We start from the raw sequence: 12963 nt of genomic DNA, 5'->3' as shown, positions 1-12963 counted from the left end.
TTCAAGCGATTCATTGGGATAGCTTTTGGACTGGAGTTATAGTTACTATCCTGTTCGGTGGATGCGGTGCAACGTTATTAGCTTTAATTGGCGAAGGATTATAAAACTATATTTTACAAGGGAGATAATACTAATGACTAAATTAATCGATTTAACTAAAAAGGCAAAGACTGTGATATTGGAAAAGAATATCTTTGGAGAGAAGGCACAAGTTGCAGTAGCTGACGATATCTCTATTTCTATGGATGACCTTTATTACAATGGGACAATGCAAGAATTAAACGATAGATTGCTAGGTATTGGTATGAATTTAGATGTTGATAAGAGTATTGATGTGTTTGCCTTTGGTAGAGATTCACATGAGATTGGCGTTGTAACAGAAGGAAATCACCAAGGATTTGTAGATAATGTTCTGCTAAAGAAAGTGTCCTTTGAAGGCTCGACTAACTATGCAGGAGTAATGAACAGAATCGTTAAGAAGTATGGTCAGCCACCTGCACAGAAGCAAGGATTCCTTTCACGATTAATTGGGAGCAAGTCTACTATTGAAAAGCCTACTGTTCCTACACTGGTATTCTTTATCACAGATGGTGATAACTTCGACAAAGCAGAAGCTGAACAGATTATTCGTGAATCATCAAATCAAGCAATCTTTTGGCAGTTTGTAGGAGTTGGTAATGCAAAATTTAAGTTCTTAAAGAAACTTGACGATATGGGTGGAAGATTCCTAGATAATGCAAACTTCTTCCAAGTTGATGACCTTCGTAAAATTAGTGACGAAGAATTCATGAGAAGAATATTAAATGAATTTCCACAATGGATTAAGGAAGCAAGAGCGAAAGGAGTATTAGCATGAACATGACAAAACAAACATTATTTAAAGTACCTGTAGGAGATTGGTCGAACGATGGGCATAATCAGTCAGAAGATTTCTATGTCTACTGCAATTATCCTGTAGAAGCAATGAGACAAGCTTATAAGGATACTTGTAAAAAGATTGGATTACAAATGAATCACAATGAAAATTACACAGGAATTGAAGGCTTAGGTTATCGTACATGGAGAAATTTATTAACTGAATATGAAGATTCAAGTATTAGCGTGGATGCAGTTGAAATTCTTCTAAACCATGGATTCAAGTTTAGCGAAGATGAACTATCTAGTGATGAATTTGAGTACCATGATGGACAATTTATAGCTGTTAGTTCAGTCACCGCATCGATAGAAACTGTATTTAAACTATTTATGTGGTTCATTTCTTACAGTATGCCGAAGGACTTTAAGTGGGAAGAGTTAAGCCTTGAAGCAGAGCCGATTGTTGGATATTGGAACAAAGGATTAAATCAACAAATTGGATATGGAGTATTTTGTTAGGAGGTTAGTTCAGTGAGCAAGATTTATAAGATGACTAAGGATATGGAAGAAGCTATTGAAACTATGAAAGAGTTAAAAGATAAGGGGCTAGATTATACCATGGAATACCATGAGACTCCTTATCAGGCATGGCGAACAGACTATGATATTTGGGAAGGGTATGTCTTCTACTTAGATTGACGAGGTGAAAGTATGTGCGAGACTACAGTCGTTAACAAGCATCACAAATTACCATATGACGTGTATATTGGTCGTGGCTCGAAATGGGGAAACCCTTTCAGCCATCTACCTAATACACAAGCTATATTCAAGGTCGATACACGAGAAGAAGCTATTGAGATGTATCGAAAATGGATTATGCATAAACCAAATCTATTAGCAGATTTGCATAAACTGAAAGGAAAGACGCTTGGATGTTTCTGCAAGCCCAAGCCATGTCATGGTGATGTTTTGATAGAGTTGATAAGTCAATTAGTTGAGGAGTGAAATGATGGTTACTTTGTATTATGTGCAAGATAAATCTAGAGAATTTGTCCACCCTGTAGATGGTCTTTTGTATTCTGATAAAAATCAGCTAGAAGACAAGATGAAGCGCTTAACTAATGGGTTTGTGACTATGTACGAGAATAATAACTATGAAGTGAAATCAATGGAAGTTAGTGAAAAGTGCTTATGTGATGACTATATGCACACAACAATGATTCTCATTGAAGTCAAAGAGGATAAGAGCTTTCGATTTGTTGGCAGTGATAATTATATAGGAATGCACGAAAAGGTTCGCCTGCCTCTTGATATAGATATCGAGAAGCATACGAATGGGAGATATCAATTAATGAGCGAAGAATATTTCCATAAACATCATGAAATTAAAGAGAGATAGTTTAATAGGAGGATTATTATGAAGACATTTTTTACAAGTGATACACATGCTTGGCACAAGAACATCTTAAGCTTTGAAAAAAGACCATATACATCTGTTGAAGAGATGACAAAGGATATGATTAGAAAGTGGAATGAGCAAGTTAGCAATGAGGATATTGTCTATCATTTAGGCGACCTATGTCTAGGAAACTATGACCAAACAGTCGATGTATTAAAGCAACTTAATGGGAAGATTATTCTAATTAAAGGCAATCATGACCATTCAAAGTATTACAAGAAAATCGTTGAAATGGGACTACTACATGAGTATCACGAAGTTGGGATTATTTTAAATCACAACAAGCATCAGATGTGGCTGACTCATTATCCATTTGAGATTGGATTACGACCACGTAAATGGTCAATTCATGGTCATATCCATGGGATGGAATCAACTTGGGACAATCAGATTAACGTTGGAGTAGACAGCCCACACTTCAAGCACAAGACATTTGGTGAGCTAATCACAATTGAGGAGTTGTTTGAAGTAATGGAACAGAGACTACCTTCAATTGAAGAGCGATATATGAATCAAAAATGGGATAGATAGGGTGATAGTATGGCAGAAACATATAAGGAATTACAGCCAGTAAAAGTTGGATATATTTGCGATGAGTGTTGGGAGGGTGAATTGAAGTTCACAGGGGTGACCAAGATGTCTTGTCCTCCAATATATGTTCATAAATGCAGTAAGTGTAAGGAAACATTCAATCTAAGAAAACAGTATCCTACGGTTGAATATAAGGAGATATAAGTATGGCTGAATTAATAGCAGAATTGATATTCGTCATACTAGATATTACTCTTAGCTGTTTGTCTAGCGTTGGTAGCAGAAAGAAAAAGAAGAAATAGGGAGATGTTATTATGTGGAAATTTGCGGAGGAACATCCGATTATGTTTTTACTCCTTGCGATTATTGCAGTTAATGGAGTATGTAGCGTTATTCAAAGTTTTTGTAGAATCTTTTATTACTAGAAAGGTGGAATTATCTTGAAAAAGGCATTTAAAATAGGATGCACTGCATTCTTTACTGTTATCTTTATTAATCTAGCAATCTTATGTGGAGTGATTTGGTTCGCATTTTGGTGTTTTAAACAACTATTCTAGGAGGTATTTATCATGGAGAGAAAAGTAGTATTAGAAGCTTTAACAGGAAGTCATAACTATAATCTAGCAACAGTAGGGTCAGATAAGGATTACAAGATTTTTACTGCTCCAACGTTCGATGATTTGTACACTGGTAATCGTTATAAGGAGAATATTATTACTGATACAGTTGATAAGGATATCAAAGATATCAGACAGTTACCCGATTTATTATGGAAGTCTAATATCGCATATATGGAAATTCTGTTTTCTAATAGTATTGATGCTGTTGGTGGCTTATACGAGTTAATTGGTCTTAAGGATGAGATTGCTAGAATCAATCTTCCTCAGTTATTCAAGTCTACTGGCGGAATGCATAATGAGCGTTTAAAGAGACTTGAGAAGCCTACAGATGGTACTAAGCATTTAGTAGATATGTACGGATATAATACGAAGGAAGCAATGCATGATATCAGAGGCATGAAGTTACTTGTAGATTTTGAGGCAAATGGCTTTACAGGCTTTGAAGATGCTTTGAGATATGATGATTATGAGCGACAGGCAATCCTAGACATCAAGAACGGAAGTCTTACAAAGGATGAATTTATCAAGTTTACTACTGAATATCACGACAAGGTATTTTCGCCTTTAAAAGAGAAGTATTGCTCTCAGAAGCCAAACGAAGAACTTAAAGAGCATATGTGTAATATCGTGAAAGACGTAGTTGAAGAATCTATCTTTATCGATTTGCAAAAAGAATTTTAAAAAATATTAAACAAAAGTATTGAAATATAAAAATTACCATGTTAATATAAGAGAGTAGTAAATAACACAACAAAAACAAACCAAATGGAGATAGGAGAATAACGATGAATACAACTAAATTAGGATTAGGATTAAAATATGATGGATTATACACTGACGAGGACAGCGTAAGAGATGGATATCCTCAATTCGAACAAGCAGTAAAAAATCGTTTTGATTCAATTATCAACGGAGGAAACAACAAACTATTTACAACAAACGCAACTGACATATATGAAACTTATTTATCAAACTTACCATTAAATGCTCAACAGCATTACAAATGCAGAGCATGTCAAAACTTCTTTAATAAATATGGTGGTTTAGTAACAATCGATGAGAATGGCATAATGCAATCTGTACTTTGGGATGAAACATCAGTACCAAAATTCTTTGCTCAAGCAGTGAGAGCTGTGAAGCGACTTGTATTAAGCTCACAAGTGAATGGTGTGTTCTTATCAGATGTTAAAACATTAGGTCAACCAAAAACTGGTGAATGGACTCACATTCATGCTAAATTACCTACTTCACTAGTACATCGTGATAGATTACTAACAGCAGGACAAAAGATGGCTGAGAAGGCACAAGATTTCCGAATGCTAACAACTGCATTGCAAAGCTATCCTTTATCAACTGTAGAACAAGCGTTAGCGCTTATCCAATCAGAAACAATGTATCGTTCAGATAGAGTGCTAGGAATTGCTCAATGGTTCAAAGATGTAATGGTGAAACGTGATTCTATTCTAAATCCTGAGCAAAAGCGAAACTTCACATGGTTCGTAGTAGCAACTGCTCCAACAGGATATACTCACGTTAGAAGTTCTATAATTGGAACATTGCTAGACGACATTCAATTAAGAATGCAACCTTCACTTGTAGCCGCTAGATTCGCCGACAAGATGAGACCTGAGAACTTCATGCGTTCACAATCTGCTCCATCTGACAACGCAATCTATGAGGCAGAAAAGCTAGTAGCGAAATTAGGTATTGAAACAGCATTACAACGTAGATACGCTAAATTTGAGGAAGTGCCTTTATTATGGAAGCCAAATGCAGTAGTTAATAGATTGATGGGTGAACAGGCTAGAGGTGGAGTATTTGGTCACTTAACATCTAAAAACAACACTGCTTCTAACACAATGAATTTACCAACTTCTGTTATGACGTGGGCTAAATTCCATAGAACTGTAATACCAACGGCAGATAAGATTGAGGTTCTAGTTGATAATCCTAATCGATTAATGGCGCTAGTTACAGCATCTGATGAAAATGCAGAGAATATTATGCAATGGGACAACCCATTCTCTTGGTACTACCATGGTGGTATTGATGCTGAAATGAAGAGACGTGTCGAAGAAGCAGGTGGTCGCTATGAAAATAACGAAATTCGATGCTCACTACTATGGGAAGGCTTAACTGACCTTGACTTACATTGCATTACTCCAACAGGAGAGCATATCAACTATGGTCATAAACGTGGTCGTTGCGGTGGCTACCTAGACTTAGATATGAATGGTCTAGATAAGAGCAGTTCAACGCCAGTGGAAAATATGAGATGGTCTACAGCGCCACAAGGTCGCTATCGCTTCTATGTTAATAACTTTAGCGAGCGAGTAAATGGGCGTAAAGGAACTCCATTTAAAGTTGAATTAGAGATTAATGGACAAATTTATAACTATGAAGGCGAAGCTTTACAAGAGAAGAGAGATATTACAGTATTCGAGTTTGACTACATCAGAGGACAACAACCTGTTATCAGAAGCAATTCACAAGCTTCTAACAACGAATGGTCTGTTGATACAGGGAAATTTGTAAAAGTAAATGGTATCACTTATTCACCTAACTTATGGAGTGACCATCCAGTTGTTGGCGCAGGAACTCATGTATTCTTCCTACTAGATGGAGTTCAAGACCTATCAGAAGGAAGAGGACGAGGATTCTTCAACGAGACTCTGAAATCAGATTTAAGACAGATTCGCAAGACTCTAGAATTGTACACTGCTAACACTCCAATTGAAGATGCTGATGAAGCAACTGCATGTGGTGTTGGATATTCTAAAGACAACGAATGGAATCTAACGGTTAAAGTAACAACTGGCAATTCTTCACGAATTATCAAGATTGACCGTTGGGATTGATTTTAAAACAATAAAACAAATGTATTGATAACCGTAGGCTAATCATAATTTTGGTTAGCCTACAAACAAGGAGGCAACCTATGACATACGATGGAATTAGTAGTGCAGAGAGCGCACAATTTGATGGGTTATTTTACACTCAAATTCATCTTCATACAGATTTATCAAACCCAAACATGGTTGAAGTTGTAAACAACTATAAGCAATATATTGATAAAGCAGTCAAGATGGGGATGAAGGCTATAGCTTTCACAGAGCATGGAAATGTCTTATCTTGGTACAACAAGAAGATGTATGCAGAGAAGAATGGTCTTAAGTATCTTCATGGCTGTGAAGTATATGTAACCATGACGCTTGAAGAGAAGAAGCGTGACAACTTCCATATGGTTCTAATAGCAAAGAACTACGAAGGGTTTAAAGAGTTGAATAAGATGGTATCCACTGGATTCGATAGAAAAGGCAATAACTTCTACTACAATCCTCGTATCTCTTGGGAAGATATCAAGAATACATCTGATAATATCATTATCTCGACAGCTTGCCTAGGTGGTATCATTTGGCAGTTACACAAAAATAGAACTGGTAGCGAGTACGCAGGGGATAAGCTCCAAGAAGTTATCGAATGGTTTACTAAGAATAAGCATCGTGCGTTCTTGGAGATTCAGCCTCACAGACATCTTGAGCAGATTCAATACAATAGATTATTGAAGAAGATTTCTCAAGAAACTGGTATTAAATTAGTCGCAGGTTCTGATACACATGCGTTAAATGAAGAGTATGATGATGCTCGTAAGGTTCTTCAAAAGGCTAAGAAAATCAAGTTCACTGATGAAGATAGCTTCGACCTGAGTATGCACTCTTATGAGAAGATGTTTAAGATGTTTCAAGCTCAAGATTCGTTCACTGATGAAGAAATTCATGAAGCAATGCAAAATACAAACTTAATCGCAGACTTAGTAGAGCCTTGGGAGATTGATTATAGCAAGAAGTATCCACAGTTATACGATAATCCTGACGAGGTGTTCCAACAAAAGATTGCAGAAGGTATCAAGTTTCGTGGAATAGATAAGCTCCCACACCATGAGAAGATTATCTACGCAGAGCGAATTCAGCACGAATTAGAAGTATATAAAGCGAATGACGCTGTTAACTACATGCTTCTAGAGGATGATGTAAAGACACATGCTCGTAAGAATGGTGTCCCATATGGGTTTGGGCGTGGTTCTGTATCAGGTTCAATTATTGCCTATCTAATGCAGATTACACACATGGATTCAATTAAACGAGGTCTTAACTTTGCTCGATTCATGAGTAAAGAGCGTATATCTTTAGCGGATATCGATACAGACTATGCACCAAATAAGCGACATATTATACAGGATTACTTGATTGACCATCCTACGCTAAGCTGTGCGAAGATTGTAACCTATAACAAAGTAGAGTTACTGTCATCTATTCGTGACATTGGTCGAGGATTAGAAATGCCTCTAGATGTAGTTGACGAGATTGCTAATGGAGTTGAGACAAACGAGGATTACTATCGTGATAAATATCCTAAGCTATTCCACTATGTAGACTTAATTAAGGGTACAATCGTTTCTATTGGAGCGCATGCTTGTGGAATCGCAGTCTCACCAATTCCATTAGATGAGCATATGGGATTAATTACAGCGATTGATAATAAGACAAAGCTTCCTGTAACATTAACTCAAATCAATATGAAGGAAATCGATGCACAGAACTTTGTAAAACTTGATGTACTTGGGCTAGATACAGTTGAATTAGTTGATGAGACAGTGAACCTTGCAGGATTGAAATTCGCAGACATTCTACCTGAGAATCTTGATTCAGAGGATGAAAAGGTTTGGGCATCAATCATTGATAATAACATCGGCATCTTCCAATGGGAATCAGATTATGCCCATCAATGTTATAAGGATTTATTCGACCCAAAAACAATTCAAAAGGTTAAAGAGTCGAACCCTAATGCAACCTATATCGACCTGTTTTCACTTGGCAACGCATCTATTCGACCATCAGGTGCTTCGTATCGTGATAGATTGTATGCAGGAGAGTTTAATAGTCAAGGATTGGAGGCACTGGATAAATTCCTTTCTAATTCACAGGGATACATGGTATATCAAGAGCAAATCATCGAGTTCCTCGTACAGTTCTGTGGGTACAGCCAAGGGCAGGCAGACGTTGTAAGACGTGCGATTGGGAAGAAAGACCATGATGCATTAAACAAGGTTATTCCTGAGATTAAAGAGCGTTTCATTAATACTTTAATTAACGAATATCACGTCCCAAAAGAGAATGTAGAAGAAATTGCTATGTCATTTATCCAAGTAATCATGGATGCTTCCGATTATGGTTTCTCTATTAATCACTCAGATGCTTATAGTTGGCTAGGTTATGCTTCTGCATGGCTACGATACTATTATCCTTTAGAATTTATTACAGCGAATCTGAACGTGAATATCGCTAAGCAAGACAAGACGACAAAGCTGATTGAGTATGCAAAGTCACAAGGAGTAGAGATTAATCCAATCAAATTTAGATACTCTCGCAGTGGATACATGTTTGATAAGGATACAAACTCAATCTATCAAGGTATTCACCCAGTTAAATTCTTAAACGCTCAACTGGCAGATGGGTTATATGAATTGCGTGACAACCAGTACAATAGCTTCGTAGATTTACTAATGGATATCAAGGATGGGGCGCATACACTTGAATTCGCAACAGTGACAGAAGAAAAGACACATGTAGAGGATATAGATGATGAGACAGGTGAACCTATAACTCTTACAGATATAATCTATCAAAAAGACTTTGACAATCTTTCTAAGTCAGTTGACTATAGAGAGTTTCTATTACAGGATTTCTCCAAGGCAGAAATGAAGGAAATCAACAAGTTAGAGAAGATAGGTGCAATTAGACAGGTCTGTAAGCCATCTGTATCAATCAACTCTAAGCAAATGAAAATCTTAATATCTCTAAACTACTTTAGTGAGTTTGGTGGCAATAAGAAGCTTCTTGATATCTTTGAAGCATTTGACAAGGAGTATAAACCAAGTCATAAGCTAAAAACGAAAAGAGAGCGCTATGCAAAGCTATTGCAATTGGAATCAGAGATGGAAGATAAATCACTTTCACTTGTAGAACAGTGTACTGCTGAGCTTGAATTCTTAGGTCATGTTGAGACAATTGCTGATACAATCCCTCCAAATAGAATGATGGTTGTAGAGGTAAATGTAATGAAGACATATACAAGAGCAAAAGCGTATCAATTCTCTAGTGGAGAAGTGAGAGAGTTTAAGATGGGTTCTAGGTTATATGCATATGTCCCATTCGAGGCAATGGATGTTATTGAAATTATTAGTGCAGACATTAAGCCTAAGAACAAGAAGATAGATGGTAAATGGCAGGCTCATCCAACAGAGAAGGAAGCATGGTTGAAAGAAATCAAGTTTATTCGAAAGGGAGATAAAGATAGTGAAAAGTAAAAAGAGAATGTTTGTGCCATCAAATTTTACTGTAGAGCCTAATACAACTGTTACATTTAAAGGGTGTACATTGCGAAATAGACAAGGCTTTGAATGGCTAGAGGTAAACTGCTTTAAAGACCACTTTGCAGGCAATGAGGTTCTAGAGGATTGGGAGATTTGGATTGAGGATAGCGCAGTAGAATTCCTTGATAAAATTGAAGCATACACAGGCGTACAATCCGAACGATTAGTTTAAAAATACATTGAACAAAAGTATTGAAACGAAATATGATACATGATACAATGATTTCAGTTGATAAATAACACAAACACAACGGAGGTAATAACATTGACAAAGAAAGTATATATCGCAGGGGACATGCTACCGAAAGGCTCTCAAATGCTACGAGCGTTAGAACGTGAGCAAATCAAGGCTATTGGATTGGATTTCTACAACCCTATGGATAACAAAGATATCAATGATAAGAGTAATGTTGAGAATACAGGACTTGCTGAACGCATAGTTAAAGCAGATACTGATGCAATTGTTGAAAGTGAAGTTATTGTAATCGAGCCACAGCCATTCGCATTAGGTACAATGGTCGAATTAGGTCAAATCAAAGGCATGAAAGACATGGCTAAGATTATTCTAGAGCTTGCTAACGATAAGTGTGAAGAATGTTCGTCTGCTGAACTATTAAACAAAATTATTGAAACATGCGAGAAAGTCGATAATCAAAAGGTGTTCCCACACTATGAAGATATTAGACGTTTTCCAAATGCAGGAGCAGACGAAGAGGGAGACCGTAGAAGTCTAGGAATCAACCAATATGTATATGGAGTGTGCTTAGACCTTACAGATGGCAAAGGCTTCTATGAATGGGATGAAGTATTAACAGAGCTTAAGAAAATCAAGAATGACCCAACGTTATGAAGATTTATGGGCTAAAAGATGTGGCGCAAATTACATTCTTTGACAAGAGTACTGGAGATGTTGTTTCTATTCATGGATATCCAAAAGCTATTCAAGGCAAAGTTGACAAGCTGATTGCTAAAAGAGATAGCGTTAAGAACAAAAGATTAAGAAGAAGATACAACAATCACATAAATAATATACTTGAAAGATAAGGGGATAGATAATCATGACAGAATTTAAAAAAGAAGATGAAATCATTTTAGTAGCAAGTCGCAACAAACTATTCAACTATGGCATTTTAGAGTTTCAAGGAGTTACATCTGACGAAAGTTTAGTAGATACAATCATGTATCACTTCGATATGTATTACAAATCTATGCGTAGAGGCAGTGTAGAGGAAGTAGATACACCTGTTAGCAAGAATGCAGAGCTAAACTTCGACTACAAACAGCCAATCCCATATATCGTAATTCGTAGAGGAGAAAATGAGTTCTTTGTTACTGAACGACTACAGGGAGGTGGAGAGTCTCGACTACATGGTAAGTTAGCTATGGGTGCAGGAGGTCATATGAATCCATTAAGCACATGCGAGACTGAGCCATTTACAAAGGTGTTAGAAGAGAATATTAAGCGTGAACTAGAAGAAGAGCTTGATATCAATCGTCAAGTAGAGATTAAACCAATTGGATTAATTAATGATGATTCTGATACTACTGGCAAGGTGCATATTGGAATCTTAGGCATTATTGACCTAGATGTTGAAGCTACGGTTGCTGTAAAAGAAGTAGAACAGTTAGCAGGACACTGGATGACGTTAGATGTTCTGAAATCAAAAGAGGTTTATGACCGTTTAGAAAACTGGGGTAAAATTGTAGTAGATATGCTGTAATTATATGAGAGTCGTGCTTAGGCACGGCTTTTCATTTCCTTATAAAATCTAGATAATTTGTTTGACTCTGTAAATTTACTGTGTTAATATATAAGTATCACATTAACACATAAGAAAAGGGGTTATGAAATGTTTAACTATATTGACAAAGTTCCTACTCCACAAGAAATTAAGAAGGCAATTAAAGAAGGCGAGAAGCCTGTAATGTTCTATCAATTCCCACTTGAAGAGATTAAAAAGAAAGACCTTCGCAACATCGAGAAGATACTTAGTTCGCTTACGCAAGTTGGCAAAGAGATGCAAGGACGTTTAGTTATTGGTTGTAAAGGATATGACCATGTAACAGATGAGTTGTTTGAAATCCAAGAAGTAAGAGAATTTGTTGAATACCTATTTAGAAAGCACCCATATCTACTATATTACATAAGCAAAGATTCGTCTGAATGGGTGGTATGTTCTTATGCAGATGAAGTACATACTACGAAGACAGGTCAGTTATATACTAGCGATGAACTATTCGAAAAGTTTGGACTAGATATGTCAAAAGTGCCTCTAATTCGCTCTCACGTTATCTTTAAGAATGGTAAGTTTGATAGAATGCTTGACGCAGTTATTAGACATAGTAAGATTAAGAAGGATGCAAAGGGCGGAAAGAGAATTGCAATCGAATATACTTTCCTATTGCAAATGGAGAACGCAGAAGATATCCTAAAGGGTCTTGGCATAGGTGTCGATGAAATACTCGATATCATGAAAGACGATGAGTAATATATATTGAACGTAAGGAAGGATTGACCTAAATGATATTGTGGGGATTTGAACAAGTAGATGGATGGCATTTTTCACAGAAGTGGAATTACTATCAGAGAACAGAGGGAAGAGCAGTCGCATACATACAACGTTACATTGGCTTCTATTGCCTTCAAGTGTACGAGCGTGGGTTGTTAGGGATTTGTGATATTGAGTACCGCACTGAGGATTTCCAAGAAGCTGTAGATAAAGCATTGGAGTTCCTTGATAAGTACAAGGACAAAGATAGTAATGAAATGGCTAAAGACTACTGGAGTCCCCACAATAAACAAGGTTACTGGCAGGTAGAGTATAAGGGGGATAGAAAGTAATGAATGAATTAAAGAAAATGGCAAAAGACTTAGTGTGGATTCAAGATAAGTTAAAAGAAGATAAACTTTATGAATGGGACAGGGATGAATTAGTACAGCAAGCTGATAAGATTCGCATGGATATTGTGCTAAAAGGATATAGCGTAGATTTATTCGTTCAATACATGGAAGAGTATCCAACTCTATCTGTAGATGAGTATATGAAATGGATTAAGAGCTAGGA

At 36.7% G+C, this 12963-nt stretch carries 16 protein-coding genes; all 16 read left to right on the top strand.

The genetic code is table 11. The annotated features are described in order from the left end of the window. Nucleotides 1–133 precede the first annotated feature (133 nt). Nucleotides 134–856 (top strand): VWA domain-containing protein, encoded by a 723-nt coding sequence (locus ACTFRS_RS25945; RefSeq protein ID WP_440025550.1) that lies wholly within the window; start codon nt 134–136, stop codon nt 854–856. After that, entirely contained in the window at nt 853–1374 is a 522-nt protein-coding gene (locus ACTFRS_RS25940) for a hypothetical protein (RefSeq protein ID WP_440025552.1), read from the top strand. Before ACTFRS_RS25945 ends, ACTFRS_RS25940 begins: the two co-directional genes overlap by 4 nt. A gap of 12 nt (nt 1375–1386) precedes the next feature. After that, on the top strand, nt 1387–1554 hold the full coding sequence (locus tag ACTFRS_RS25935; protein ID WP_440025553.1) for a hypothetical protein: 168 nt from the start codon (nt 1387–1389) through the stop codon (nt 1552–1554). Between the two features lie 12 nt (nt 1555–1566). Then, nucleotides 1567–1860 (top strand): DUF4326 domain-containing protein, encoded by a 294-nt coding sequence (locus ACTFRS_RS25930; protein WP_440025555.1) that lies wholly within the window; start codon nt 1567–1569, stop codon nt 1858–1860. A gap of 4 nt (nt 1861–1864) precedes the next feature. Continuing rightward, nucleotides 1865–2254: a hypothetical protein gene (locus tag ACTFRS_RS25925; RefSeq protein ID WP_440025557.1), complete on the top strand. Its 390-nt coding sequence runs from the start codon at nt 1865–1867 to the stop codon at nt 2252–2254. 18 nt (nt 2255–2272) lie between these two features. Next, the gene (locus tag ACTFRS_RS25920) at nt 2273–2845 is read left to right on the top strand and encodes a metallophosphoesterase (protein ID WP_440025559.1); all 573 of its coding nucleotides are present in this window, start codon (nt 2273–2275) and stop codon (nt 2843–2845) included. Nucleotides 2846–3414: 569 nt separating this feature from the next. Next, on the top strand, nt 3415–4146 hold the full coding sequence (locus ACTFRS_RS25915) for a hypothetical protein (protein WP_319616209.1): 732 nt from the start codon (nt 3415–3417) through the stop codon (nt 4144–4146). A 104-nt stretch (nt 4147–4250) separates the two neighbouring features. Further along, nucleotides 4251–6323, top strand: coding sequence for a YfaP family protein (locus ACTFRS_RS25910; RefSeq protein WP_440025561.1), 2073 nt, complete (start codon nt 4251–4253; stop codon nt 6321–6323). A gap of 80 nt (nt 6324–6403) precedes the next feature. Continuing rightward, entirely contained in the window at nt 6404–9832 is a 3429-nt protein-coding gene (locus ACTFRS_RS25905) for a PHP domain-containing protein (protein WP_048559039.1), read from the top strand. Then, on the top strand, nt 9822–10070 hold the full coding sequence (locus ACTFRS_RS25900; protein WP_319616211.1) for a hypothetical protein: 249 nt from the start codon (nt 9822–9824) through the stop codon (nt 10068–10070). The genes ACTFRS_RS25905 and ACTFRS_RS25900 overlap by 11 nt, the downstream gene beginning before the upstream one ends. A gap of 93 nt (nt 10071–10163) precedes the next feature. Then, nucleotides 10164–10748 carry a nucleoside 2-deoxyribosyltransferase gene (locus ACTFRS_RS25895; protein WP_319616212.1) on the top strand — a complete coding sequence of 195 codons (585 nt, stop codon included), beginning with the start codon at nt 10164–10166 and terminating at the stop codon, nt 10746–10748. A 20-nt stretch (nt 10749–10768) separates the two neighbouring features. Next, nucleotides 10769–10942, top strand: a complete 174-nt coding sequence (locus tag ACTFRS_RS25890) for a hypothetical protein (RefSeq protein ID WP_440025563.1) — start codon at nt 10769–10771, stop codon at nt 10940–10942. Between the two features lie 14 nt (nt 10943–10956). After that, nucleotides 10957–11619: a hypothetical protein gene (locus ACTFRS_RS25885; protein WP_440025565.1), complete on the top strand. Its 663-nt coding sequence runs from the start codon at nt 10957–10959 to the stop codon at nt 11617–11619. A 129-nt stretch (nt 11620–11748) separates the two neighbouring features. Then, nucleotides 11749–12387, top strand: a complete 639-nt coding sequence (locus tag ACTFRS_RS25880; RefSeq protein ID WP_440025566.1) for a hypothetical protein — start codon at nt 11749–11751, stop codon at nt 12385–12387. Nucleotides 12388–12419: 32 nt separating this feature from the next. Beyond that, nucleotides 12420–12740 carry a hypothetical protein gene (locus ACTFRS_RS25875; RefSeq protein WP_440025568.1) on the top strand — a complete coding sequence of 107 codons (321 nt, stop codon included), beginning with the start codon at nt 12420–12422 and terminating at the stop codon, nt 12738–12740. Further along, nucleotides 12740–12961, top strand: coding sequence for a hypothetical protein (locus ACTFRS_RS25870; RefSeq protein WP_440025569.1), 222 nt, complete (start codon nt 12740–12742; stop codon nt 12959–12961). Before ACTFRS_RS25875 ends, ACTFRS_RS25870 begins: the two co-directional genes overlap by 1 nt. The last annotated feature ends 2 nt before the right edge of the window (nt 12962–12963 follow it).

Source organism: Bacillus cereus group sp. MYBK139-1, from assembly GCF_051916915.1.
GTDB lineage: Bacteria > Bacillota > Bacilli > Bacillales > Bacillaceae_G > Bacillus_A > Bacillus_A pacificus.
Note: the sequence above shows the minus strand (reverse complement) of the source record. Positions and strands in the feature narration are given on the sequence as shown.

Bases quoted from the DNA above. Each gene is read 5' to 3' on its own strand.
- ACTFRS_RS25905 (WP_048559039.1), top strand. From the start codon at position 6,404: ATGACATACGATGGAATTAGTAGTGCAGAGAGCGCACAATTTGATGGG.
- ACTFRS_RS25885 (WP_440025565.1), top strand. From the start codon at position 10,957: ATGACAGAATTTAAAAAAGAAGATGAAATCATTTTAGTAGCAAGTCGC.
- ACTFRS_RS25925 (WP_440025557.1), top strand. From the start codon at position 1,865: ATGGTTACTTTGTATTATGTGCAAGATAAATCTAGAGAATTTGTCCAC.
- ACTFRS_RS25940 (WP_440025552.1), top strand. From the start codon at position 853: ATGAACATGACAAAACAAACATTATTTAAAGTACCTGTAGGAGATTGG.
- ACTFRS_RS25920 (WP_440025559.1), top strand. From the start codon at position 2,273: ATGAAGACATTTTTTACAAGTGATACACATGCTTGGCACAAGAACATC.
- ACTFRS_RS25875 (WP_440025568.1), top strand. From the start codon at position 12,420: ATGATATTGTGGGGATTTGAACAAGTAGATGGATGGCATTTTTCACAG.
- ACTFRS_RS25945 (WP_440025550.1), top strand. From the start codon at position 134: ATGACTAAATTAATCGATTTAACTAAAAAGGCAAAGACTGTGATATTG.
- ACTFRS_RS25880 (WP_440025566.1), top strand. From the start codon at position 11,749: ATGTTTAACTATATTGACAAAGTTCCTACTCCACAAGAAATTAAGAAG.
- ACTFRS_RS25915 (WP_319616209.1), top strand. From the start codon at position 3,415: ATGGAGAGAAAAGTAGTATTAGAAGCTTTAACAGGAAGTCATAACTAT.
- ACTFRS_RS25870 (WP_440025569.1), top strand. From the start codon at position 12,740: ATGAATGAATTAAAGAAAATGGCAAAAGACTTAGTGTGGATTCAAGAT.
- ACTFRS_RS25910 (WP_440025561.1), top strand. From the start codon at position 4,251: ATGAATACAACTAAATTAGGATTAGGATTAAAATATGATGGATTATAC.
- ACTFRS_RS25930 (WP_440025555.1), top strand. From the start codon at position 1,567: ATGTGCGAGACTACAGTCGTTAACAAGCATCACAAATTACCATATGAC.